Origin of the sequence: Faecalibaculum rodentium (assembly GCF_001564455.1) — a bacterium.
Classification (GTDB): Bacteria; Bacillota_I; Bacilli_A; order Erysipelotrichales; family Erysipelotrichaceae; genus Faecalibaculum; species Faecalibaculum rodentium.
In genome coordinates this window covers 1,110,146-1,133,132 of record NZ_CP011391.1, presented here as the reverse complement: position 1 = coordinate 1,133,132, position 22,987 = coordinate 1,110,146, and the positions used below count along the sequence as shown (strand labels likewise).

Sequence of the window (22,987 nt, the reverse complement as noted above, 5' to 3'; positions counted from 1 at the left end):
GAATCCGTCCGGGAGCAGAAACTCAGGATTCCAGTCCGAGTTTTTGCAGGACCTGACTCCTGGCAAGGGCCGCAACGCTGTCATCCAGCGGTTTGAGGTCCTCCATCCGGAAAGAAGGGTTCCGCTTCTGCATAGCCTTTGCGATGACAAAATCAGCAACTTCCGGATTTTTCGGGAGCAGAGGCCCATGCAGGTATGTACCCAGCATCTGCCCGTCATAATATCCTTCATATCCGGCATGGAAGCTGTTTCCGCAGCCGCTGACTACCTTGCCCAGCGGTCTGGTCACGTTCAGTGTCTGACCGCCGTGGTTTTCAAAGCCGATGATCCGGGTTCTGCGGTCATCCAGATCGGCATCTATGACAATGTTTCCGATGCACCTGGACCCGGCCTTTCCTGTCTCCGTACAGTAGGAGTGGAACCCCAGTCCCTCGATTCTGGTTCCGTCAGCTGCAATATAATATTGTCCAAAAAGCTGGTAGCCTCCGCAGATCAGCAGGGCAAAGGTGCCTTCGTCCAGTGCCTTGCGGATGTTGTCCCGGCGGGACAGAAGGTCGGGAATCAGCTGCAGCTGTTCCTTGTCCGCTCCGCCCCCCAGAAAGATCAGATCGTAGGTCGATAGGTCGGCTTCCTGACCGATGCCGATCTTGTCCACTTCACAGGGGATGCCTCTGTCCCGGCAGCGTTTCTGCAGAACCATGATGTTTCCTTTGTCCCCATACAGGTCCATAAAGTCATGATACAACCAGGCGATTTTCATGATCGCACCTCCTCCAGAATGGCGTTTCTGGCCGGTACCAGGGCTGTATAGGTCGCCACCACATACACAGTGTCCCCGCTGGCAACGGCTTTCTGAATCGTTTCCTTCAAATTGGAAGACAGGTTCAGTTCTCCGTCCCAGCCGCCATACAGCATCCGCAGTCCCATATCTCCGGAACGGGTTCCTGTGCACCAGATGGCCCTTGTCTCCGGATTCATGAACTTCTCAAAGTGGGTATCGTAGATCCAGCTCACATCCCGTCCGTCCTGTTCCCTGTCATTGAGCACGATGACAACCTGTTTGGGGCTCCGGTCTTTCTCGATGACTTTCATCACCTCATTGGCACCCGTCGGGTTCTTGATCAGGTTCAGGATCACGTTCTGCCCGTTGATTTCAAATGTTTCGTTTCTGCCAGCCGGCTGCGGGGCATGCCGGAAGACATATTCTGCCACTTTGCCGGGTATGTTCAGAAGTTTTCCCACAGCCAGGACAGCGGCGGCATTGTACATGGAGTACAGACCCTCATAGGGACTGTGAAACCGCTGTCCGTTCCAGCTGAAGCTTCTGTCATCCACATCGATCTGATCCAGATTGACATTGATGTCAGCAGGTGTGGAAAACCCGCAGCCAGGACAGTGAAACTTTCCGATATGAGAATACTGATACCAGTCATAGTCCAGCGGCTGTCCGCAAACCGGGCAGAATTTGCCTTCTGCCGCTTCACTGGTTGTACGGGTGGTGGCACTGTTTTCAGACACCCCGAATGTCATGACGCTGGCCTTCGGGGCTTTTGTGGCCAGACGAAGCACGTTCGGGTCGTTGGCGTTGAGGATAAGCGTCCCCCTGAAGGGTTTCAGCACCCCTTCTATAGATTCAATGAGCTGCTCCATTTCCCTCGCACGGTCCAGCTGATCGCGGAAGAAATTCGTCACGACCAGCGCCGTTACAGGCAGAGACGGCAGTATGTATCTGACATTCAGTTCATCCGTTTCCAATACGGCAGCTGTGGCTTTTACACGGCCGCCGAGACTTGTCTGCGAAACAAGAGCCGTAGTGATTCCTTCTCTCAGATTGTCGCCCTTGCGGTTGGTGACCACCTGGTAGCCGGCTTTCTCCAGAAGATCGGCGATCAGATTGGCTGTACTGGTCTTGCCGTTTGTGCCTGTCACCACAATCACGGGGCCATCGATCTGCAGTCTGCTCAGGATCCTGGGATCCAGTCTGAGTCCGATCTGGCCGGGAAGGGACCCGCCGCGTCCTGCAAAGGACAGCAGCCAGCGGGACATCCGAACCGCTGCAATTGCGAGATTTTTCATTCAGCGTCCTCCAAAACTGCCTTTTATTATACCTTGCTGCTTCGTATAATAAAACATAGTCAGCCCGGCTGACACTGGAAGGTATCTGAAGGAGGAACCATGAAACAGCTCGAACAGATGTATGAAGGCAAAGCCAAAAAGGTCTATGCTACCGACGATCCGAATCTGGTGATCGTGGATTACAAAGATGACGCCACTGCATTCAATGGCCTGAAAAAAGGGACCATTGCCGGCAAAGGAGCCATCAACAACCGCATGACCAACTACCTGATGAAACAGCTGGAAGAACAGGGCATTCCCACACACTTTGTAAAGGAGATCGACGACCGGAAAACTGTCGTGAAGAAAGTCGACATCATTCCCCTGGAAGTCATCATCCGCAACCGTGCAGCCGGAAGCTTTTCGAAACGCCTTGGCATTCCCGAGGGTTCCGATCTTCGCTGCTCCACTCTGGAGTTTTCCTACAAGGATGACGACCTGGGCGACCCTCTGATCAACAGCTATATGGCCAAAGCCATCGGAGCCGCTACACAGGAAGAGATCGATGTCATTACCGACTATGCTTTCCGGGTTAATGATCTGTTGAAATCATTCTTCAAGGGCATCGGAATCGAGCTGATCGATTTCAAGCTGGAGTTTGGAAAAACCGCAGACGGGACCATTGTCCTCGCTGATGAAATTTCTCCGGATACCTGCCGGTACTGGGACATGGAGACAGGCGAACACCTGGACAAGGACCGTTTCCGCCGTGACCTGGGAGATCCGGAAGGTGCATACAAAGAAGTATTTGCCCGCATGGGATTTACGGAGGCAGACTGATGGCAGATCATTCTATCTGGTCTTCTCCTCTTTCTGCACGGTATGCATCCCGGCCAATGCAGGAGCTGTTTTCGGATGACAAAAAATTCCGGACATGGCGCCGGCTGTGGATCGCACTGGCCGAAGCAGAGCAGGAACTGGGCCTTGACATCACAGATGTCCAGATTGCCCAGCTCAGGGAACATGCAGAGGACATCAACTATGATGTGGCAAAAGCCAGAGAAGCGAAGGTCCGTCATGATGTCATGTCCCATGTCTATGCCTATGGGCAGCAATGCCCGGACGCCAGAGGCATCATCCACCTGGGTGCCACCAGCTGCTATGTGGGAGACAACACCGATCTGATTGTGATGCACGAAGCGCTGGCCCTGCTGCAGAAAAAAATCGTCGCCATACTGGCACAGCTCCGGGAGTTTGCCCTGAAGTACAAGGATATGCCGACTCTGGCGTTCACGCATTTCCAGCCGGCACAGCCCACCACTGTCGGCAAGCGCGCAGCCCTCTGGACGCAGGATCTGCTCATGGACTATGAGGAGATTCAGTACCTTCTGGACAACAAAAAGCTTCTTGGACAGAAGGGAACGACCGGGACACAGGCGAGCTTCATGGAGCTGTTCGACGGCGATGAAGCAAAAGCCAGTCAGATCGACGCTCTGATCGCCTCCAAAATGGGATATGACAGTGTCTTCCCGGTTTCCGGTCAGACATACACCCGCAAATATGATACCCGGGTCCTTCACGCCCTGTCGGGCATTGCCCAGAGTGCACACAAGTTCAGCAATGACATCCGGCTGCTGCAGCACATGAAGGAGATCGAGGAACCCTTTGAAAAAAACCAGATCGGTTCAAGTGCGATGGCCTACAAGCGCAATCCGATGCGCAGCGAACGGATGGCCGCCCTTGCCAATTTCGTGATGTCGGATGCCATGAATCCAGCCATGACAGCCAGCACCCAGTGGTTTGAAAGGACTCTGGATGACTCGGCCAACCGGCGGATGTCGGTAGCAGAAGGTTTTCTTGCGACAGACGGGATCCTGGATCTCTACCTGAACATCACAGATGGACTGAAGGTCTATCCGAAAGTCATTGAAGCCGATCTTCTTCGGGAACTGCCCTTCATGGCGACAGAAAACATCATGATGGATGCTGTGAAAGCCGGTGGCGACCGGCAGGAGCTGCATGAAGCCATCCGCGAGCATTCCATGGAAGCAGCCAGGCAGGTCAAGGAATTCGGCAGGCCGAACGATCTGGTCGACCGGATCGCCGGTGATCCCAGGTTCGGTCTCACCCGGGAACAGATTCTGGAATCCATGGAACCCTCCCGATTCGTCGGACGGGCCCCGGAACAGACAGAAGCGTTCTTCCGCGAGTTTGTAGATCCAATTCTGGATGCAAACAAAGAGGCCTTGAACATGACTGCGGAAATCAGCGTCTGATCATCGACCGACACAAAGCCTGTCAGACAGGTCAGGAAAGATATCAGCAGGGGATGCCTGAGCATTCCCTGCTTTTCACGTCCTGCGGTTGGCGCCGGACAGCCGGCAGAACAGGAGAAATCTCCGATTCTGAATTGATTTACTTTTTCTATACAATTGTTGTCCGGGGCAGTATCAGGGTGATTTTTGTTCCAGTGGGGTATACTTGAAATTGAAAAAAGGTGACTTAAACATGACAAGACAAAGGAAGACCAGCGAATTTCTGAGGACCTGCATATTTGAGGCGCTGATGCTGTTGCTGGACCAGAAGAAATACGAAGATATCACTATTTCGGAACTGGCTGAGAAAGCCGGCGTCTCGCGCATGACGTATTACCGTACGTATGAAAACAAAGAAGATGTGGTGATTCAGTTCCTTCGCACAAGAACCGACAGCCTGCTTCGGCAGTTTGACGAAGGCAACTACAACAACCGCTATGAATGGTACAGGGATATATTCGAGGAGATTCTCGAACAGAAGGACGTTACCTACAAGATCCTGAAAACCCCCCAGCTTTGTGCGGTGGCACTGGAACATTTCAACAATTTCGCCAAAGTACTGCTGCCCCGTGTATACAAAATCGAAGGGGACAGTACGGTAATGCATAACCGGATTATCTATCAGACCGGCGGATTTGTGTTTTTGATGTCCCACTGGGTGCTGGACGGATGCAAACAGTCTCCGGATGAAATGGCCAGGCTGCTGGACAGCTACATTCACAACGAGAAAAAATAACAGAAATTCAGTTTCTGACTGTCTGCGCTTTCCTGCTGCAGGCAGTTTTTTTCTGCCTCCAGCCGTTTTCTGCAGAAGTGACTTAACTGGAACTGACCCGGGAATTCCACACAGACGTCATAGTGAAAACAGGCATGGACCTCTGAGATCCATACCTGTTTCCCTGTATTTTCCTGTATGCTTTCCTGCGACAGGCCGGCTGTCATGCCTGCTGTTGTGCTGAAGCTGTCACATCTGCCATGACCTGGGCAGCCACATCTTTCATGAAGCCATCCACCTGTTCCCGGCTCCGGAGGTCGTAGCCTTCATATCCGCTCACATCCCGGATCAGGTCCATCATCGGCAGGGTGCCGTACAGCTTCAGCCCGGAAGACTCCAGGAATTCCGACAGCTGATCTGTGTTGTAGAAATCAATCCGTTCGCCACAGTGCGGGCAGTCCAGATACGCCATGTTTTCCAGGATACCCAGAACAGGAACATGCATCTGTTCACACATGTGCACAGCTTTGGACACAATCATGGAGACCATGGGCTGAGGTGTGGAAACCATGATCACACCCTGGACCGGCAGCTGCTGCAGAATGGTCAGCGCCACATCTCCGGTTCCGGGAGGCATGTCGATCAGCAGCACATCCAGGTCGCCCCAGATCACATCTGTATAAAACTGCTTGACCACGTTGCCGACGATCGGACCCCGCCAGATGACCGGGTCATCTTCGTTCTTCAGCAGGTAGTTCAGGGACATTACTTCGATTCCCTCCTGTGTCTTCACAGGAATGATTTCGTTCTCGCCCGTAGCATAGGCCTTTTCCGATTCAATGCCAAAGAGCCGCGGAATACTGGGACCGGTGATATCGGCATCCATGACACCGACCTGCAGTCCCATCTGTTTCAGGGCACGGGCCAGCAGGACTGTAACAGTGGATTTTCCCACACCGCCTTTGCCGGATAAAACGGCAATCACGTGTTTTATATGGTTTTTGGGATTCGTCTGCACGGAGCACAGTGTGCTGTCTTTCGAGCAGTTCCCTTTGGACGGACAACCTTCACAAGACATGTTCATCTTCCTCCTTCTGACTGTCAGAGTTCATCATACTGCCAATGTGTCCGGTTCGCCAAGTCTGCAGCCGGAATCACCGGATCTTTCTTCGTTTCCATCACCCGCAGCCACACCGATCCACAATGGCGGTTCCATGGCCAGTCCCCCGGTCCGGCCATTTTTCCTGGCTTCCACCAGCAGAGACTTGCATAAACTGTCACGTCGGTCATACACCAGCTGCAGGCGTTTGACAATCAGGTGATGCTTTTCCAGCACCGTCAGGATCTCCTGCAGTCTGTCCGGCCGGTGCACAAGATAGAACCGGCCTCCGTCATTCAGAAACCGGGAAGCCGCTTCGCAGAGTTCTCCCAGGGTCAGGTGAAACTCGGCTCTTCCCTGCTGCCGGAGTGTCAGCGGGGTCTTCCGGTCGGTTGCCTGCAAAGAGAAATACGGCGGGTTGGAGATTACCACATCGGCTTTCCGGTCCATGACCTGCTGCACCGGCTGCTCCAGGATCTCCCAGGGACTGTGGCAGACAGACAGGTTTTGTCTTGCCACCTGAGCCGGTTCATGCAGCAGTTCAATGCCGGTCATGAGGGCAGGATGGCTGTCATCGGCATACACCAGCAGCACTCCGTTGTTGGTTCCGATATCGATCACGGTTTCTCCGGGCCGGATTACCATGAATTTCGCCAGCAGCGCTGTATCTGTGTTGAACCGGAAATGATCCGGGTGCTGCCAGATCCGCCGGTCCGGATCCAGAAACCAGTCCTGTCTGAGCGGCTTTTCTGCTTCCATTGCGGGCCCTGTTTTCTTTTCCAGTCCTGCCTCAGTCATTCTCTGTTCCACCCTGCATCTCGACAGGCCCGGTCTGATCCCTATGGTCCGGACGGTCACCGACAGAGACTGTCTGTTCCCGTTCAGCCACTCCTGCCGATCCTGGCTGCGCGCCTTTTTCCTCCCGCTGTTTCAGCAGATCCCCGGCTGTGGTGAATACGGACTGATCGAACTTGCGGTTCAGCAGATTCACAACATCCCGGGCGGTATCCTGTACAGGTTCAAAAATCGTCGGCTGCATCAGGATCTTGTCCGCATCCTGCAGGGATCCCATGCTGACACCCATATGCCGGTATCCCTCCGGCTCGAAGTTCTGCTCAATGATTGACTGCACTGTCTCGAAGACCGGCTCGAACTGATCGGTATATTCCTCCAGTGTCCGGGACCGCACTTTGTTCCGGAAGTCCACATCCCGAAACACCACACTGATCAGCATGCCTTTCTGCCCCTCCTTCTGCAGGCGCCTGACCAGTTCCCTGCACAGATCCCTCGCAAAGCTCAAAGACTCTTCCAGGGTGTAAATATCCACTGTCAGCGTCCGGGAAACAGAGACAGACTTGTGGGTGGAGGAAAACTCCAGTTTGTCCGGGCCATTGCCCCGGGCCTTGCGGATCATGGACAGGGCATTTTTTCCAAGGATCCGGCGGACAGCCTCTTCATTCTCCGGATCCGCCAGGTCGCCGATGGTGTCCACACCGGCTTTTTTCAGCAGCGGCACGGTTTTCTTTCCGATTCCCACCATATCGCTGATGTCCAGGGGCCAGAGCTTGGCCGGGACCTCGGATTTGCGCAGCACAGTGATGCCCATGGGTTTGCGCATGTCGCTGGCCATTTTCGCCAGAAAGCGGTTGGGAGCCACGCCGATGGAGCATTTCAGCCCCAGTTCCTCATAGACCGCTGTCTGGATAGCCACAGCCAGGTCCAGAGGCCGCTTGTACCTGCGGATCGGGTCGGTCACATCGAGAAAACACTCATCGATGGAAACCGGTTCGAGCATGGGAGAAAACCGCCGGAGGATCCGGAAAAACTCCCCGGAGAGCCGACGGTAATAGGCATGGTCTCCCGGAACAATGATCAGGTCCGGATCCAGCTGCCTGGCCTGGAACACCGGCATGGCGGAATGGATGCCCAGGGCCCTGGCAGCGTAATTGGCTGTGGACAGCACGCCTCTGGAAGACAAAGAGCCCACTGCCATGGGCCGCTCTTTGTATTCAGGATGACGCAGTTCTTCAGCACTCGCGAAGAATGCATTCAGGTCAATGTGAAACAGGACTCTGGCCATCCAGAACCTCCTTCTGAAGTTCCCGCATTCCATCCACGGCCTGTTCGGTGGCGTGACCATGGGCCATGATGGCCAGTTCGCGGAGTGTTTCCTCATGATCCAGCTCGCTGATCCGGGTCAGTGTGGTCTGACCGTCTGATTCCTTGGATACGGTGAAATGCCGGTCAGCCCAGACAGCGACGCTTGCCAGGTGCGTAATGCACAGCACCTGCCGATTTTCTGCGATTTTGTGCATCTTGGACCCCATGGCCAGTGCCACTTTGCCGGATACACCGGTATCGATTTCGTCAAAAATGATGGTGTCAATGCCTTCTCTGGTCTGAAACACTGTCTTCAGCGCCAGCATGAGTCGTGACAGTTCACCGCCGGATGCCGACTGTCTGACAGGTGTCAGCGGCTGGCCTGGGTTCATGCTGGCATAAAAGGTGATGTCATCCATTCCCGTCTCTCCGGGGGTTTTGTCCGTCCGCCGGATCTCAAACCGGGCATGTTCCAGCATCAGGTCTCTGGCATGGGAGAGGATCTGTTCCTGCAGTTCCGGTATGACGGCTTCCCTGGCTTTGGACAAAGCCCGGGCTTTTTCCACATAAGCTGCCAGAGCCGCTTTTTTCTGTTTTTCCAGTTTATCAAACAGGTCCTGGCGGTGAAGGATCCGGTCCACCCTGGTTTCCAGTGCCTGGCGTTTCTCCATCATGGCTTCCCGGCTGCCCCCGTATTTCCGGTACAGGCGCTTCAGCTGATACTCCCGGTCCTGCATCGCATCCAGGTCCCGTGCCTGGTCCCGCACACTGTCGAGCTGTTCCTGGGCTTCCTCTCCCACAGATTCCAGCTGGTAGTACAGGGACTGGATCTCATCGCTGCGGCCGGCCAGCCCTGGGTTTTTCTTCATGACCCTCGCCAGTTCATAGACACTCTCCAGGATGCCGCCGTCTTTTTTCAGCAGTCCCAGGATCTCCCGGACTTCTTCTTCCGTTTTCTGTGACCGGCTGGCGGTCCTGATGGATTCCTGGAGCTGTTCCAGTTCCCCTTCCCCGGCTTTTGCGGAATCGATTTCATTGAGCTGTGCGGTCACAAACTCCAGCTCTTCATCGGAGTATGTTTCGTTCTGTGCCTGCTGCAGCGCCTGTCTGGCCGATGCAAACTCCTTCCATGCATCCTGGACACCCTGTCTGTCGACGCCTGCATACTGATCCAGCAGATCCAGCTGCACAGCCGGATCCATCAGCTGAATGGTATCCAGCTGGGAGTGAATGTCGATCAGGCGTGCTGTGAGCTGGCGGATGAAACCAAGGGTCGTGATCTGTCCGTTCAGACGGACCTGTGACTTGCCTGCGGCATTGACTGTTCTGGTGATGGTCAGCACTTCCTCAGGCTCAAACCCATGTTCTAACAGCAGCGCATCTGCAGCGGGGCTGGAGGTCAGGACCATGCGCAGCACGGCTTTGTCCTGTCCCTGGCGGACGATGCTGCCCTGGATCCGGCCGCCACACAGATAGCCGATGGCATCGATCAGCAGCGATTTGCCAGCCCCGGTTTCACCGGTAATGACAGACATCCCGTCTTCAAACTCCACTGAGGCTTTGTCGAACAGAATATAGTTCTGTACAGTGATCTGCTCGATCATCGCATTCTCCTTTCCCAGGCATACAGCATGGCTTCGCGGTTTCCGCTGCGGCCCGGCAGGATGTCATCCACAATCCGGACATGGACAAAATACTGCAGAAGCCACGTTTTCATGTCCTGGATGATCCTCGAGCGCAGCCGGTCATCCCGCAGCACCCCGTGTTTGTTCAGGGCTGCAGGGCCGCATTCAAACTGCGGCTTCACCAGGACAGCCAGGTGTCTGACAGCGAACCGCTGCAGCAGCGGCTCCAGGACCGTTTTCGCAGAGATGAAGGATACATCCATGCACAGAAACTCCGGAACATCCGGAAGGTCCTGTGGCTGCAGATCCCGGGCATTGACGCCTTCCATCTTCACCACCCGCGGATCCCGGTCCAGTTTGTCCGCCAGCTGCAGGTGTCCCACATCCACGGCATAGACTTTCGCAGCCCCATGCTGCAGGCAGACATCGGTGAATCCGCCAGTGCTGGCCCCGATGTCCAGCACCGTCTGTCCCTGCAGATCAATGCTGCACACATCCACCGCCTTTTTCAGTTTGGCCCCTGCACGGGAGACGAAATCTGCTTCAGCCGGCAATATGGTGACCTGTTCCGGATCGGATACATCCAGACTGGGCTTGCTCACCGGTTTGCCGTCCACCTGGATCCGGCCTGCACGAATGGCATCCTGTGCCTTCGCACGGGAGCCCATGGTTTCTGCCAGCAGCCTGTCCAGTCTCATGACAGGCTCCCGTTCCCGGAGGAAGGCCCGGGTTCCCCGCTGGACGGGCGTACACCGGCATCGACCCGCCGGGTTCCCTCCGCCTGGCGGTTGTCAGTGCCTGATTTTCGTTCGATCCAGTCAAAGAGATCCTCCAGAGATATGCCTTCCTCTTTGCGAAGCGCACGGACGCTGCCATGAGGAATGAAGGCATCCGGCAGACCGATCACATGAAACGCCGGAACGGGATCCCCGCTTTTTGCCAGGCAGTCGCGGATCGCGGAAGACAGTCCCCCCTGGGATACATCGGTCTCAAACACCGTGACAGGCAGGCCCATGGCAAACAGCTCCCGGATCATGGCTTCATCCACCGGCTTGAAAAACCGGGCATTCACCACACGGAGTCCGGTTCCGTTGACCTTTGCCTTTTCCCGCACCCGATCGACTTCCGGACCATAGGTGATCACGATTTGTTCCGGGGTCCCTTCATCAAACCATGTCCAGGTCCCGGTTTGAATTTCTTCCAGGACATCCTTCCGCTTTGCGGCGGTCGTACCCCGCGGATAGCGGATGAAACAGGGATCACTGTGCAGGAAGGCAGAATACACCAGATCCTGGGCTTCCTGTGCATCCTTCGGCTGGCAGATCACCACATCCGGAATCGTCCGCAGAAAGGCGATGTCATAAATGCCCTGATGCGTGTCTCCGTCTTCCCCCACCAGTCCTGCACGGTCCACGCCAAAGACCACAGGCAGGTGCTGTCTGGCGACATCGTGCAGCACCTGGTCATAGGCGCGCTGCAGAAAACTGGAGTAAATGGAGACAAAGGGCCGCAGTCCGCCGGCCGCCATGCCGCCGGCCGCCGTCACGGTATGTTCCTCGGCAATGCCGCAGTCGAAGAACCGGTCCGGATATTTCGCGGCAAACTGCAGGAGCTTCGATCCATTGGCCATGGCAGGCGTGAGCACCGTAATGCGGGGATCCTTTGCAGCAAGGCGACTGACGGCATCCGCAATGATCAGGGACCAGCTTTCCTCACCGGCACATCCGCTGCTGCGGAAGCGGCCGGTTGCCGGATCGAAGGGGGGCACCCCGTGCCACTGACCGGTTCTGTCCTGCTGCGCGGGTGCGTAGCCCATTCCCTTCCGGGTTCTGACATGCACAACCACCGATCCATGATGTTCCCTGGCTGTCTCCAGCGTCCGGATCAGTTCCGGCAGATTGTGACCGTCCACCGGCCCCAGGTAATCCAGCCCGAACTGCTGAAACAGACCGCCATCCACCAGACTGTCCCGCAGGACATCCCGGATGGAAGACAGACCATTGAGCAGCGCCGGAGAAGGCTCCAGTCCCGCTTTGACGTCCCGCTTCACAGACCGGTATGCCCTGGAAGACCGCAAAGTCGTCAGGTGATTTTTGAAGCCGGCATGATTGGGGGAGATGGACATGTCATTGTCGTTGTAGACAATGATGACTTTCTCCTTCCGCATGCCAATGTTGTTCAGTGCCTCCATGGCCATGCCGCCGGTCAGGGCCCCGTCTCCGATCACCGAAATGACTTCTCCGGATTCTTTCTGCAGATCCCTCGCAACGGCCAGTCCGAGGGCTGCCGACAGAGAGGTGCTGGAATGTCCGGCTTCCCAGGGATCATGGGGACTTTCTTCCCGCTTCTGGAATCCCGACAGCCCGTGCCGCTGACGCAGCGTTGCAAACCGGGGGGCCCGTCCTGTGAGGATCTTGTGGACATAGGACTGGTGTCCGACATCAAACAGCAGCCTGTCTTTCGGAGACTCAAACACATAGTGCAGAGCCAGTGTCAGTTCCACGATTCCCAGATTGCTGGAGAGATGCCCGCCGGTTTTGGACAGGGACTGGATCAGGAAACTGCGGATCTCCTGTGCCAGGGATTCCAGCTGCGGGATGGACAGCGTTTTCAGCTGGCCGGGGTCTTTCAAATCCAGTATCCGCATAGTTCCTCCTTTGCATCGTTTGCTTTGCAGCCGTTTTGTGGCGGTTGCAGACAGAATTCCTACCTCCAGGATCCGGATGTCCTCAGCGGGACCGGTTCAGCAGCTGGTCAAACACTTTGACGAGCCGGTCGGGATCCATGTGCAGGGAACCGGTCAGAAGCCGGATCCGCCTGTCCAGGTCCTTCACCATATCCCGGGCTGAGCCGAGTCCCAGGGTGCTGACAAATGTGGCCTTGCCGCGTTCCTGATCCGACAGAGACTTCCCCATGGCTTCTTCCGTGCTGGTCAGATCCAGAATGTCGTCCTGAATCTGGAACTCGATGCCCAGTTTCATGCCGATTTCCTGCATCGTTTCCCGGTCCTCCGGATGTCCCGCCAGGACTGCCGCCATTTCCAGGGCTGCGGCGATCAGGCAGCCGGTTTTGTACCGGTCTATGTCTTCCAGCTGGGCGAAGGTGATATCCTGGCTGCCCTCGGCATCCAGGTCCAGGGTCTGTCCCAGGATCATGCCTTCCGGACCGGCATTCCTGGCCAGGACCTTTACCAGGTCCGGCACCACAGCCGGATCGCTGTCGGCAATGGTTTCAAATGCCTGCGTCAGCAGGGCATCACCGGCAAGGATCGCCGTGGCTTCGGAGAATGCCTTATGGGTGCTGGGTCTGCCGCGCCGGAGATCATCGTCATCCATGGCCGGAAGATCGTCGTGGATCAGCGAATAGGTGTGAATCATTTCCAGGGCTGCGGCTGCCGGATAGCCCAGTGAACGGTCACAGCCATAGTCTTCCAGCGCTGCCAGCAGCAGGGCCGGACGAATCCGCTTGCCGGGTGCCAGCAGTGCATAGGACATGGCCTGCCTGGTCCTGGAGTCCGGTTTGTCCATGCTGGCAGTCAGCCATGTCTCGAAATCACGCATTGCCGGCTGTCTCCACGATCAGCGTGTTCATTTTGTTTTCAAATGCCTTCAGCTGCACTTCGCACTGCTGCGTCAGCTTCAGCCCTTCTTCGAAGAGCTCCATGGCTTTTTCCAGTTCCAGGTTCCCCGAATTCAGCTGCCGTACGATTTCATCCAGCCGCACCATGGCCTGCTGAAAGGTCAACTGTTGTGTTTCCATTGTTTATTGTTCCTCCTGCACATCGTGCCTGTCGTTTTTGCCGGTGACAGAACGACCCTGATTCGTTTTCAGCACCTGAGCCTCCAGTGTTCCGTCATGCAGCCGGACATCCACCAGTGCCCCGGCCTGAATGTCTGCCGTGCTGTGGACCAGTTGTCCCTCTGCGCTCACGAGTGCATAGCCCCGGGACAGGACTTTCAGGGGACTGTAGGCATCCAGCAGGGAGGCATTTCTGCAAAGGCGGTCCCGCTGTCCGCGGGCAAACTCCTGCATGGACTGCCCGAGCATCTGATCCAGCTGCCCCAGCCGGACCAGTTCCACCTGGATCCTGGCCTGCGGGCTTTGCCTGTTCAGCTGCAGACGAAGCGAAGCCAGCCGGTTCTGCTGCGCCGCCGCAAAGGATGCCTGGGCGGACTTCAGCCGGGTGCTGACGGCCGCCAGCTCCAGTTCCTTCTTCTGCGCCCAGGACAGCGGGTCGGCCAGATAGGGATTGGACTGGTACTGCAGCAGTCTGGCCGCTGCCTGATCCATGCGGGCATTCATGGACTGGATCAGCTGTACCCGCTTCTGCTCAAACCACTGCCAGACCTCTTTCTGATCCGGGGTGATCCACTGGGCAGCAGCCGTGGGGGTGGCAGTGCGCTGGTCTGCCGCAAAATCCGCAAGTGTGGTGTCCACTTCATGCCCGACTCCCGTAACGGTGTATGTCTTCATGTGTGCCAGCCGTCTTGCGATGTTTTCGTCATTGAAACAGAACAGATCCTCGAAGCTGCCACCGCCCCGCACCAGCAGGATGGCGTCCAGCCCGGCATCATCCGCCTGGTCAAGCGCCTTCAGAATGCTCGCCGGCGCCTGTTTTCCCTGCACCGTGGCCGGAAACAGAAACAGCTCGGCCATGGGCCAGCGGCTGGCAATCGTGCGCCGCACATCCTGCAGCGCAGCACCTTCCTTTGCGGTGATGATCCCGATCTTCTGGATCCCCCGGGGTTTGGGACGCTTGTTCAGGGAAAAGATCCCCTCGGCTTCCAGCTTCTTCTTCCGGCGCTCCAGCTCCAGATACAGTTCCCCGACACCATCCGGTTTCAGGGCCCGCACATAAAACTGCAGGCTGCCCCGCTGCTCATAGACATTGACATCTCCGCTTGCGAGCACAGACATGCCTTCTTCCAGCCGGAAATTCATCTTCTGCACATAGGAGCGGAACATGACGCACGTCAGTTCGCTGGCTGCGTCCTTGATGGAAAAATAGTAGTGACCGCTCCGGTGTCTGGTCAGATTTGAAATCTCGCCCTGGATCCAGACGCCATCCAGCCGAAGGTTCTGCTGCAGGCAGGTTTTGATCCGGGTGACCAGAGCCGAAACCGGCACGACCAGCTGTTCGCTCATAGCCGGTCCAGAATGCCGTTGATGAGCTTGTAGGAATCCTCGTCCGAATATTTGCGGGCCAGCGTGACTGCCTCGTTGATGACCACCGGTTTGGGTGTTTCGTTATACAGGATTTCCTGCATGCTCATGAGAAGGATCGCCAGGTCCAGCTTCGAGAGACGGTCCACTGACCAGTCACTGCGGAGCATGCTCTGCAGTTTTTGCGTCAGTTCCTGTTCGTGTTCCACGGTTCCCATGGTCAGGGCATACAGATAGCCGTCGATCTGGTTCGAGTGTGTGATGTCAAAGACTGCCTGGCGGATGTCTCTGTCCATCAGCAGGTGCTGATACAGAGCCTCCATGGCGATTTTGCGCATTTCACTGCGTGACAGTTTGGATGTGTCCATTTTCTTACATTCTCCCATTATCTAAAAAGAGGAAATCCTGCGATTTCCCCTGTTAAAACAAGAACCCTACGACTTCGATTTCGATGGACTCGGGCTTGTAGTCCGTCATGTACGAAATGCTTTCAAAGATCTGGTTCTGCAGGCTGGCGCAGATATCAGTGACATTCGTGTTGTACTGGATCCTCACGGGAACAGTCAGCCACAGCTGGTTGTCTTCGATTCTGGTCTGCACGCCGCCCTTGAACGGCTTGGATCCCTCGAACAGCTGCACGTTTTCCGTTTCATCGATCACATTCGTGGCGATGGTGGAAAACACGCTGCGGTTCAGGTTGATCGTGCCCAGGGAATCCCTGGAAGGTAACTGTATGAATTCTTTTGCCATGCTTTCACCTGTTTCTACGAAGTCATTTTATACCACAAGCCATATCCTTGTCACGCCCCCGGTCCCGGCAGACTGCCCTGCCGGCTTTCGGCTGTGGCATACACGCCATCGGGATCCGGGTCATGTCCGTCCAGCACCTGTCGGGACTGTGCTTCGTCTTTGACAAGCTGCGATTTCAGGGCCTCCGGTCCATCAAACCGTTTCTCGGGACGCAGCCGCCTCGAGAAATAAAACCGGACCCGCTGTCCATAGAGATCCGAGTCGAAGTCGAACAGGAATGCTTCCACTGTCTGTCCGGTACCGGTGAAGGTCGGGTTGACGCCGACGCTGATCATCGCCTCATGGATCCCGCTGTCCGTCTGCACAAACCCGGCATAGACACCTCGGGCCGGCAGAAGATAGCCGGGATCGGGCTGCAGGTTGGCGGTGGGAAAGCCCAGAAGCTTCCCGCCACGTCCGAAGCCATGGACAATCAGACCGGGAACCGAATAATCCTGGCCAAGCATGGCTGCTGCCGCTTCCACATTCCCGCCACGGACTGCCTCTTCAATGCGGGTGCTGGAAATCTTGCCGTCCAGGTCCGTCACCGCCTGCACGACAGAATGTGCGAACCCGGCTTTGGTCAGGGACTGCACAGAGCCGGCATTGCGGGCGCCATAACGAAAATCAAATCCTGTCACGAGATAGTCCACGTGCATATCTTTCAGCACCTGGTGGAATCCATCCGGGCTCAGGGAGGCAAACGCGCGTGTGAAGTCCAGGATGCAGAACAGGTTTGCTCCCAGCGCTTCGGCGGTTCGTTCCCGATCCTCCAGGCTCTGGATATGCTCCAGCGGTTCACCGGGCCGGAACACTGCCCAGGGATCGGGATCGAAGGTCAGCACCCCCCAGGGAAGGCCCAGGCGTTCCGCCTGTTTCTTCGCCTCAGTCAGCAGGGCACGATGACCCTGGTGAAATCCGTCAAAGAATCCTGCTGCCAGGACCGAATGGGGAAGGCATGGAATACTGGTATAGGAAAACCGGAAGATCTGCATCACCACAACCCCCTTGCACAGGCAAACACATCTCCGTGATCCCGGTCATAGACAGCAAGCGCATGACCATCACTGTCCAGAACCAGCACTCTGTCATCTGGTGTGTTCAGACGTATATGCCTGCCGTTTCTGATATCCGACAGATCCACCTGTGCACTGTCTGCTGCGGGTATGGTCTCGAGGACCCGTTCGATGGGATGGATGGTATGACAGTCGGCGTCCAGCGGTTCTGCCTGTTCCAGTGTAAATCCGCCGGCTCTGGTCCGGCGAAGGGACTTCATGTGACCGCAGTTCCCTGTTGCTCTGGCCAGATCACGGCAGAGGGCCCGGATATATGTCCCGGAGGAACAGGAAACCCGGAACCGGAGATCATCCTCGTCCAGAACCTCTGTGTCATAGATTGTCACATCTGTGTAGACTGCCGGCACCTCCTGTCCTTTCCGCTGGTAGTCCATGAGCTTTCTGCCGGCAATTTTCTTTGCCGATGTCGTGGGCACCTGCTGGTGCAGAGGGCCTTCGAACTTCTTCAGCTCCTGATCGAGGGAGAAATCCCGGTTCACGGGAGCCGTACGGACAACCGTTCCTGATGCATCATCCGTATCTGTTTCCGATCCAAGTGCGAGTTCGGCAATGTACTCCTTGTCGGTATCCGGCAGAAACTGCAGGCACTTGGCCGCTTTCCCGGCCAGGATCACCAGGACACCCGATGCATCGGGATCCAGGGTGCCGGTATGCCCGAATTTCTTCTGTCTGTATTTTCGACGCAGGGTGGCGATCACGTCGTGGCTTGTCATCCCCGCAGGCTTGTCAATCACCAGGATCCCGTCCAGGGATGCTGTCTGTGTCTCTTTCATAGCTATCACCGTACCCATTTTACCGGTTTTGTCCCACAGGGGAAGCAGCATTCGCCCGTGGCTTTACCTTTGCAGGCTTTCCTGTCAAAATCGGTTCGGATGCAGGAGGAACCCGCAATGAAAATACAGACCATTCTCCGGGGGATCCGGCAGGCGGACAACCGCTTCGGCCTGATCCGCCCCGGTGACAAAATAGCTGTGGCCGTATCGGGAGGGAAAGACAGCATGCTGCTGCTGACTGCCCTGCGACAGTACCAGAAGTTTCCGCATACAGACTTCGAGCTCGTGGGCATACACGTGGATGTCGGGTTCGAAGAATTCGACCATGACCTCATGACCGGCTACTGCCGGGATCATGATCTGCCGCTGCAGATCGAAAAAACCAGGATCTTCCCGATCCTGGAGCTGGACAAAAACCGCGGCACACAGGGACAGATCCAGTGTTCCCTGTGTTCGAAGCTGAAAAAAGGCGTCCTGTTTGAAACCGCCAAAAAACTCGGGTGCAACAAAGTCGCCTTCGGTCATCATGCAGATGACGCCATCGAAACGTTTTTCCTGAACATGATCCACGGATCCAAAGCCGCCACCTTCCAGCCTCTGCAGTACATGTCGCGGATGGACATGGACCTGATCCGGCCTCTGGTCCTGCTGCGGGAAAGCGAAATCGTCCAGGCCTGTCAGGACAACGGAATCCCCAGTGTCCGCCGGGTATGTCCCAATGACGGTTTCACCCAGCGGCAGAGCATCAAGGATGACCTGGAAGAGGTCTATCGCCGCTATCCGATGGCCCGCGACAATTTTCTGACTGTGCTGTCCAACTGTGACGAAAAGGGATTCTGGCATGATGCAGATTCGGAAAATGTCAGAACCGGCACAGTACACCGAAAGGACCAGCCGGGAAAGGAGGAAACCCCGGATTCTCATACCGGATCCATTCAGTGATTTGCCTGCAGCCCGCTGTTTTGCCTGGACAGCGGGTTTTTTCTGTCTGGTCTCAAGCTGCCTGCCCATGGAAGACTGAGCTGCCGGTTGCGGCGGTACCGCGGCAAAGGCGGAAGGGTCAGCAGCAGGATGACACGGATGTAAGATTGCATCTTTCTCCGGCAGCGTACAATGCTGCCATGAATGGATATATCGAGGTGATCCGGGATTCCTTTCTGTGGTTTCCCCTGGCAGCTCTGCTGTTTACAACACCCTACATTTTTTACAACTATCACAAATACGGCTCTGTGTGGTCCTTTCGGATCCTGGTGGTCTACTCCTTCATCCTCTATCTCATGACTGTGTATTTCCTGGTGATTCTGCCTCTGCCTTCCCGGGATGCTGTCGCCCATATGACCGGAAGGACCATGAACCTGGATCCCTGTGGTGTCATCCGGGATTTCCTGAAGGAACTGCCGGCCCATGGTGTCCTTCACAATCCGGCCCTCTGGCAGTTTGGCTTCAACATTCTCATGGTCGTACCTTTCGGAATGTATCTAAGATACTGGTTCGGCTACTCCCTTCCCAGAACTTTCCTGTGGTCCCTGGGACTGTCGATGTTTTTCGAGCTCACCCAGCTGAGCGGACTTTACGGTCTCTATCCCCGGCCCTACCGTCTCTACGATGTGGATGACCTGATTTCCAATACTCTGGGCGGCTGCCTCGGATGGCTGATCACGGGCCCCATTCTGGGGATCCTCCCCGCCCGCAGTCAGGTGGATGCCGCCAGCTACCGCTCCGGGCAGCATGTATCACCCCTGCGAAGGCTGTCCGCGCTGTTTGTGGATGCGCTTGTGATGGCGGTTCTATACTTCTGGAGCCTTGGCTGGTGGCCGGAAATGATCACCGGCTATGTCCTGCTGGGCATGCTCGCAGGCCGGACCCCAGGCATGGCCGCCGTTTCTTTGCGGGTGGAGTCTGCAGACGGCCTGTCCGGACGGATGCTGCGAGGCATCTATCAGCTGGCAGGGTATCTGTGGCTGCCCATCCTTGGCGCCCGGCTTGGATATCCCTTCGATCTGGCCGCCTGGCTGCTGTGGCTCTTCCTCTGTCTGAGCGGGACAGCCAGTCTGCTGCAGGGGCGCCCAGGCTGGTTTGGCCTGTGGTCAGACAGCAGAATTGTATCTTCCATCCGGCAATGATAGATTAATGACATGGCAGAAAAGGAAATGAGAACTTTATCAAATGGTGTGAATATGCCGGAAATCGGCTTCGGCACATATCTGCTGGACAATCTCCAGGCACGTTCCTGTGTTGGTCAGGCTTTGCAGGATGGCTACCGTCTGATCGATGGAGCGGCGTTTTACGGCAATGAAACAGGGGTGGGACAAGGCATCCGGGATGCAATGCAGTCCGGTGTATCCCGCGAAGATCTGTTTGTCGTGAGCAAGGTCTGGAAAGATTCTATGGGTTATGAACTGACCATGGCCTCTTTTGAGAAAACCCTGCGGGAACTGCAGCTTGAATACCTGGATCTGTACCTGATTCACTGGCCTTCCGGCGACCATGAACTTGACCGGTCGAGCTGGCAGGCCCTGATCGATCTCTACAAAAGCGGAAAAGCCCGGGCGATCGGCGTCTCGAATTTCAAGCCGGAGGATCTGATGCCGCTGTTCGATATGGAATCGTGCCGATGGTGAACCAGATCATGGTGTATCCCGGGTGGAAGCAGGACACTGTGACATCGTTCTGCCGGCAGCATGGGATCCAGGTCATGGCCTGGAGTCCGCTGGGCAGAGGACGTGTCCTGAATAATCACCTTCTGCGCCAGATTGCAGCAGCATACGGGAAATCCACCGCACAGATCTGCCTCCGCTGGGAGATCCAGAAAGGATTCGTACCGGTTCCCAAATCTGTCAGTCCGGCCCGCATCCGGGAAAATCTGGATGTCTTCGACTTCGAACTGACAACTGAGCAGATGCAGGCCATTGATTCCCTGCCGCCCATGGAGTAAAGAGGCAAAAAAGAAGAACTGTAACTCCCTGTTCGATGAAATCGGCCAGGGTATCTCAGCCGGCTCTGAAAAAGGACCGGAATTCCACAGGAATTCCGGTCCTTTGCATTTCATCCAAATACCCAAGAACTGAGATTTTTCCCTGTATCTACAGGTGGGCTGACTGTGTCTGTTTTCAGGATCCCGGCAACGCAGTCGGTATTCAACACAAACAGGCAACGTCCGTCTGCCCGTATCTCTTCATGTAGGAAAAACTGTGATATCCTTGGGCAAATCCATCATAGTCAATTCGGGTCCTGAATACAAGCCAAAATCATTATGTATTGCAGCCGTTATAACAATCCATCTTTTTATGCATCCTTCAGACTTCTCAGGGAACTCTTTCACAATAATTTCAGAAAACCGATTTCAAATACCGTGTGCTCTTATCCGCGGCTTCCTTCCATGATCCCTGTCTGTCTCCCTGCCGCTTCCTGCGCAGCTTGTATTGCCCTCTTGCCGGACACACCAGGAAAACCCGCAGACGGATCTCTCTGACCGCCTGCGGGATATGACTGTCTGCACAGATACCGTCTGGAACAGCCGGTCCTGATCCAGTCAGGTTTTTGCCTTATTTCTTTTCTGTCACAACAGCCAGCTTCAGTTCCTCCAGCTGTGCCTGATCCACCGGCGCCGGAGCCTTGGACATCGGGTCATTGGCTGCGGCATTTTTCGGGAAGGCTATGACATCCCGGATCGAATCGCTGCCTGTAAGGATCATCGCGATGCGGTCCAGACCAAAGGCCAGTCCCCCGTGTGGCGGCGTTCCATACTGGAAGGCATCAATGAAGAAGCCGAACTTCTTTTTGATGTCTTCATCCGACAGCCCCAGAATCTCGAAGATCTGCTTCTGCAGTTCATTGTCATGAATACGCAGGCTGCCGCCCCCCAGCTCATAGCCGTTCAGCACGATGTCATAGGCATTCGCCTTCACGGCACCGGGATCAGTCGTCAGCAGCGGGATATCCTCTGCCTTGGGCTGCGTAAAGGGATGGTGACAGGCCGTCCACCGGTTTTCCTCTTCACTCCACTCGAACATCGGGAAATCCACGACCCACAGGAACGAAAATTCGTCCTTCTTCTTCAGGCCCATGATTGAGGCAATCTCGTTGCGCAGGGCACCCAGGGCGTTGACAGTCTTCAGCCAGGGGCCGGACACAATGAACCAGGCATCACCTTCCTGCATCCCCTCCAGCAGGGCTGCCTTCTCTGCATCGGACAGAAATTTCGCAGCCGATCCATGCAGCTGTCCGTCCTGGACTTTCAGGACCACCAGTCCGGAACCGCCGTTTTTCTTCACAAATTCGGTATATTTCTTGATGTCCTTGTTGGACAGATGCTCCAGCCCGGATACCTGGATGCCCTTGATGGCTTCGGCGTCCTTGAACACCGCAAACTCCGTGTCTTTGAAGAGTGTCTTCAGATCCTGCAGCTCCATGCCGAAGCGGTCATCCGGCTTGTCCGATCCATAGGTGTTCATGGCATCCGTCCAGCTGATCTGCCGGAAGGGACGGGGCAGATCCATGCCCTTGACATCCTTCATCAGCTTCACGAGCATCTCTTCCATCATGGACATGATTTCCTGCTCATCCAGGAAACTGGTCTCCAGGTCCACCTGCGTGAAGTCGGTCTGACGGTCCGCACGAAGATCCTCATCCCGGAAACACCGGGCAAACTGATAGTAGCGTTCCAGGCCGGCAATCATGAGCAGCTGCTTGTACAGCTGGGGTGACTGCGGCAGCGCGTAGAAGCTTCCCGGGTGCACCCGGCTGGGGACCAGATAGTCACGGGCACCTTCAGGTGTGCTCTTGCCCAGCATGGGGGTCTCCACTTCGATGAAGCCGTGTCCGTCCAGGTACTCGCGCATCGAGCGCACGATCGCCGCGCGTTCCATCAGCCGTTTCTGCATGAGCGGGCGCCGCAGGTCCAGATACCGGTACTGCATCCGGGTATCCTCCAGCGCGTCGGTCTGATCGGCAATGATCAGCGGGGTGGTGGCAGCAGAGTTCACGATGTCAAAGTCCGTGACTTCCACCTCCACATCCCCTGTCGGCAGATCCGGGTTCTTGCTGGCCCGTTCCCGCACCTTTCCCTTGACATGCAGGATATATTCATTCCGCACATCCTTCACGGCGTTCTTTTTGTCTTCGTCAAACACCAGCTGGCAGATTCCCGTCCTGTCCCGCAGGTCAATGAAGCAGAGCTGGCCGAAGTTCCGCTTTTTGGAAACCCAGCCGACGAGCTCAACGTCCTGGCCAATGTGTTCCGGGCGCAGTGTCCCGTTTTCGATGTTTCTCATCATA

Annotated in this window: 23 protein-coding genes; 7 read left to right on the top strand and 16 right to left on the bottom strand. The window is 56.0% G+C overall.

The annotated features are described in order from the left end of the window. Nucleotides 1-22 precede the first annotated feature (22 nt). The gene (locus aalo17_RS05600; RefSeq protein WP_067556655.1) at nucleotides 23-760 is read right to left on the bottom strand and encodes a type 1 glutamine amidotransferase; all 738 of its coding nucleotides are present in this window, start codon (nucleotides 758-760) and stop codon (nucleotides 23-25) included. After that, on the bottom strand, nucleotides 757-2,076 hold the full coding sequence (locus aalo17_RS05595) for a MurT ligase domain-containing protein (protein WP_067556652.1): 1,320 nt from the start codon (nucleotides 2,074-2,076) through the stop codon (nucleotides 757-759). Before aalo17_RS05595 ends, aalo17_RS05600 begins: the two co-directional genes overlap by 4 nt. 99 nt (nucleotides 2,077-2,175) lie before the next feature. On the opposite strand from aalo17_RS05595, the gene purC reads away from it, so the two are divergent. From purC to aalo17_RS05580, 3 genes are all read left to right on the top strand, one after another. Beyond that, nucleotides 2,176-2,895 (top strand): phosphoribosylaminoimidazolesuccinocarboxamide synthase, encoded by a 720-nt coding sequence (gene purC / locus aalo17_RS05590; RefSeq protein WP_067556650.1) that lies wholly within the window; start codon nucleotides 2,176-2,178, stop codon nucleotides 2,893-2,895. Beyond that, complete coding sequence (gene purB / locus aalo17_RS05585) at nucleotides 2,895-4,331, top strand: adenylosuccinate lyase (RefSeq protein WP_067556647.1); 1,437 nt, start codon at nucleotides 2,895-2,897, stop codon at nucleotides 4,329-4,331. Before purC ends, purB begins: the two co-directional genes overlap by 1 nt. A gap of 232 nt (nucleotides 4,332-4,563) precedes the next feature. Beyond that, entirely contained in the window at nucleotides 4,564-5,106 is a 543-nt protein-coding gene (locus aalo17_RS05580; RefSeq protein ID WP_067556644.1) for a TetR/AcrR family transcriptional regulator, read from the top strand. A 202-nt stretch (nucleotides 5,107-5,308) separates the two neighbouring features. On the opposite strand, the gene aalo17_RS05570 is transcribed toward aalo17_RS05580, so the two are convergent. The 13 genes from aalo17_RS05570 to truB all read right to left on the bottom strand — a co-directional run bounded on the left by aalo17_RS05570 (nucleotide 5,309) and on the right by truB (nucleotide 17,710). Further along, nucleotides 5,309-6,169 (bottom strand): Mrp/NBP35 family ATP-binding protein, encoded by an 861-nt coding sequence (locus tag aalo17_RS05570; RefSeq protein ID WP_354665851.1) that lies wholly within the window; start codon nucleotides 6,167-6,169, stop codon nucleotides 5,309-5,311. A 27-nt stretch (nucleotides 6,170-6,196) separates the two neighbouring features. Further along, on the bottom strand, nucleotides 6,197-6,982 hold the full coding sequence (locus tag aalo17_RS05565) for a tRNA1(Val) (adenine(37)-N6)-methyltransferase (protein ID WP_067556638.1): 786 nt from the start codon (nucleotides 6,980-6,982) through the stop codon (nucleotides 6,197-6,199). Then, nucleotides 6,975-8,264 carry a DNA polymerase IV gene (dinB, locus tag aalo17_RS05560; RefSeq protein ID WP_082743265.1) on the bottom strand — a complete coding sequence of 430 codons (1,290 nt, stop codon included), beginning with the start codon at nucleotides 8,262-8,264 and terminating at the stop codon, nucleotides 6,975-6,977. The genes aalo17_RS05565 and dinB overlap by 8 nt, the downstream gene beginning before the upstream one ends. Next, a complete protein-coding gene (locus tag aalo17_RS05555) occupies nucleotides 8,239-9,888 on the bottom strand; it encodes a DNA repair protein RecN (RefSeq protein ID WP_067556635.1) in 1,650 nt (549 codons plus the stop codon). Before aalo17_RS05555 ends, dinB begins: the two co-directional genes overlap by 26 nt. Beyond that, a complete protein-coding gene (locus aalo17_RS05550; protein ID WP_067556632.1) occupies nucleotides 9,885-10,607 on the bottom strand; it encodes a TlyA family RNA methyltransferase in 723 nt (240 codons plus the stop codon). Before aalo17_RS05550 ends, aalo17_RS05555 begins: the two co-directional genes overlap by 4 nt. After that, nucleotides 10,604-12,556 (bottom strand): 1-deoxy-D-xylulose-5-phosphate synthase, encoded by a 1,953-nt coding sequence (gene dxs, locus aalo17_RS05545; protein ID WP_082743264.1) that lies wholly within the window; start codon nucleotides 12,554-12,556, stop codon nucleotides 10,604-10,606. The genes aalo17_RS05550 and dxs overlap by 4 nt, the downstream gene beginning before the upstream one ends. An 82-nt stretch (nucleotides 12,557-12,638) precedes the next feature. Beyond that, nucleotides 12,639-13,469 (bottom strand): polyprenyl synthetase family protein, encoded by an 831-nt coding sequence (locus tag aalo17_RS05540; protein ID WP_067556629.1) that lies wholly within the window; start codon nucleotides 13,467-13,469, stop codon nucleotides 12,639-12,641. Beyond that, nucleotides 13,462-13,668, bottom strand: coding sequence for an exodeoxyribonuclease VII small subunit (xseB, locus tag aalo17_RS05535; RefSeq protein ID WP_067556626.1), 207 nt, complete (start codon nucleotides 13,666-13,668; stop codon nucleotides 13,462-13,464). Before xseB ends, aalo17_RS05540 begins: the two co-directional genes overlap by 8 nt. 3 nt (nucleotides 13,669-13,671) lie before the next feature. Then, entirely contained in the window at nucleotides 13,672-15,054 is a 1,383-nt protein-coding gene (xseA, locus tag aalo17_RS05530; protein ID WP_067556623.1) for an exodeoxyribonuclease VII large subunit, read from the bottom strand. Beyond that, nucleotides 15,051-15,440, bottom strand: a complete 390-nt coding sequence (nusB, locus tag aalo17_RS05525) for a transcription antitermination factor NusB (RefSeq protein WP_236940517.1) — start codon at nucleotides 15,438-15,440, stop codon at nucleotides 15,051-15,053. Before nusB ends, xseA begins: the two co-directional genes overlap by 4 nt. 52 nt (nucleotides 15,441-15,492) lie before the next feature. After that, the gene (locus tag aalo17_RS05520) at nucleotides 15,493-15,822 is read right to left on the bottom strand and encodes an Asp23/Gls24 family envelope stress response protein (RefSeq protein ID WP_067556619.1); all 330 of its coding nucleotides are present in this window, start codon (nucleotides 15,820-15,822) and stop codon (nucleotides 15,493-15,495) included. A 50-nt stretch (nucleotides 15,823-15,872) separates the two neighbouring features. After that, nucleotides 15,873-16,856, bottom strand: a complete 984-nt coding sequence (gene ribF, locus aalo17_RS05515; RefSeq protein WP_067556616.1) for a riboflavin biosynthesis protein RibF — start codon at nucleotides 16,854-16,856, stop codon at nucleotides 15,873-15,875. After that, nucleotides 16,856-17,710 (bottom strand): tRNA pseudouridine(55) synthase TruB, encoded by an 855-nt coding sequence (truB, locus tag aalo17_RS05510; RefSeq protein WP_236940516.1) that lies wholly within the window; start codon nucleotides 17,708-17,710, stop codon nucleotides 16,856-16,858. Before truB ends, ribF begins: the two co-directional genes overlap by 1 nt. A gap of 117 nt (nucleotides 17,711-17,827) precedes the next feature. On the opposite strand from truB, the gene aalo17_RS05505 reads away from it, so the two are divergent. The 4 genes from aalo17_RS05505 (at nucleotide 17,828) to aalo17_RS13215 (ending at nucleotide 20,645) form a co-directional block, all read left to right on the top strand. Further along, complete coding sequence (locus aalo17_RS05505; protein ID WP_067556613.1) at nucleotides 17,828-18,652, top strand: tRNA 2-thiocytidine biosynthesis TtcA family protein; 825 nt, start codon at nucleotides 17,828-17,830, stop codon at nucleotides 18,650-18,652. A gap of 179 nt (nucleotides 18,653-18,831) precedes the next feature. Next, a complete protein-coding gene (locus tag aalo17_RS05500) occupies nucleotides 18,832-19,833 on the top strand; it encodes a VanZ family protein (protein ID WP_145907537.1) in 1,002 nt (333 codons plus the stop codon). 12 nt (nucleotides 19,834-19,845) lie between these two features. Next, on the top strand, nucleotides 19,846-20,331 hold the full coding sequence (locus aalo17_RS13220; protein ID WP_269465337.1) for an aldo/keto reductase: 486 nt from the start codon (nucleotides 19,846-19,848) through the stop codon (nucleotides 20,329-20,331). Continuing rightward, entirely contained in the window at nucleotides 20,325-20,645 is a 321-nt protein-coding gene (locus tag aalo17_RS13215; protein ID WP_269465336.1) for an aldo/keto reductase, read from the top strand. Before aalo17_RS13220 ends, aalo17_RS13215 begins: the two co-directional genes overlap by 7 nt. 610 nt (nucleotides 20,646-21,255) lie before the next feature. On the opposite strand, the gene aspS is transcribed toward aalo17_RS13215, so the two are convergent. Beyond that, nucleotides 21,256-22,986 (bottom strand): aspartate--tRNA ligase, encoded by a 1,731-nt coding sequence (aspS, locus tag aalo17_RS05485; protein WP_067560133.1) that lies wholly within the window; start codon nucleotides 22,984-22,986, stop codon nucleotides 21,256-21,258. Nucleotide 22,987: the final 1 nt, after the last annotated feature.

Bases quoted from the DNA above. Each gene is read 5' to 3' on its own strand.
- aalo17_RS05600 (WP_067556655.1), bottom strand. From the start codon at position 760: ATGAAAATCGCCTGGTTGTATCATGACTTTATGGACCTGTATGGGGAC.
- aalo17_RS05595 (WP_067556652.1), bottom strand. From the start codon at position 2,076: ATGAAAAATCTCGCAATTGCAGCGGTTCGGATGTCCCGCTGGCTGCTG.
- purC (WP_067556650.1), top strand. From the start codon at position 2,176: ATGAAACAGCTCGAACAGATGTATGAAGGCAAAGCCAAAAAGGTCTAT.
- purB (WP_067556647.1), top strand. From the start codon at position 2,895: ATGGCAGATCATTCTATCTGGTCTTCTCCTCTTTCTGCACGGTATGCA.
- aalo17_RS05580 (WP_067556644.1), top strand. From the start codon at position 4,564: ATGACAAGACAAAGGAAGACCAGCGAATTTCTGAGGACCTGCATATTT.
- aalo17_RS05570 (WP_354665851.1), bottom strand. From the start codon at position 6,169: ATGAACATGTCTTGTGAAGGTTGTCCGTCCAAAGGGAACTGCTCGAAA.
- aalo17_RS05565 (WP_067556638.1), bottom strand. From the start codon at position 6,982: ATGACTGAGGCAGGACTGGAAAAGAAAACAGGGCCCGCAATGGAAGCA.
- dinB (WP_082743265.1), bottom strand. From the start codon at position 8,264: ATGGCCAGAGTCCTGTTTCACATTGACCTGAATGCATTCTTCGCGAGT.
- aalo17_RS05555 (WP_067556635.1), bottom strand. From the start codon at position 9,888: ATGATCGAGCAGATCACTGTACAGAACTATATTCTGTTCGACAAAGCC.
- aalo17_RS05550 (WP_067556632.1), bottom strand. From the start codon at position 10,607: ATGAGACTGGACAGGCTGCTGGCAGAAACCATGGGCTCCCGTGCGAAG.
- dxs (WP_082743264.1), bottom strand. From the start codon at position 12,556: ATGCGGATACTGGATTTGAAAGACCCCGGCCAGCTGAAAACGCTGTCC.
- aalo17_RS05540 (WP_067556629.1), bottom strand. From the start codon at position 13,469: ATGCGTGATTTCGAGACATGGCTGACTGCCAGCATGGACAAACCGGAC.
- xseB (WP_067556626.1), bottom strand. From the start codon at position 13,668: ATGGAAACACAACAGTTGACCTTTCAGCAGGCCATGGTGCGGCTGGAT.
- xseA (WP_067556623.1), bottom strand. From the start codon at position 15,054: ATGAGCGAACAGCTGGTCGTGCCGGTTTCGGCTCTGGTCACCCGGATC.
- nusB (WP_236940517.1), bottom strand. From the start codon at position 15,440: ATGGACACATCCAAACTGTCACGCAGTGAAATGCGCAAAATCGCCATG.
- aalo17_RS05520 (WP_067556619.1), bottom strand. From the start codon at position 15,822: ATGGCAAAAGAATTCATACAGTTACCTTCCAGGGATTCCCTGGGCACG.
- ribF (WP_067556616.1), bottom strand. From the start codon at position 16,856: ATGCAGATCTTCCGGTTTTCCTATACCAGTATTCCATGCCTTCCCCAT.
- truB (WP_236940516.1), bottom strand. From the start codon at position 17,710: ATGAAAGAGACACAGACAGCATCCCTGGACGGGATCCTGGTGATTGAC.
- aalo17_RS05505 (WP_067556613.1), top strand. From the start codon at position 17,828: ATGAAAATACAGACCATTCTCCGGGGGATCCGGCAGGCGGACAACCGC.
- aalo17_RS05500 (WP_145907537.1), top strand. From the start codon at position 18,832: ATGAATGGATATATCGAGGTGATCCGGGATTCCTTTCTGTGGTTTCCC.
- aalo17_RS13220 (WP_269465337.1), top strand. From the start codon at position 19,846: ATGGCAGAAAAGGAAATGAGAACTTTATCAAATGGTGTGAATATGCCG.
- aalo17_RS13215 (WP_269465336.1), top strand. From the start codon at position 20,325: ATGGTGAACCAGATCATGGTGTATCCCGGGTGGAAGCAGGACACTGTG.
- aspS (WP_067560133.1), bottom strand. From the start codon at position 22,986: ATGATGAGAAACATCGAAAACGGGACACTGCGCCCGGAACACATTGGC.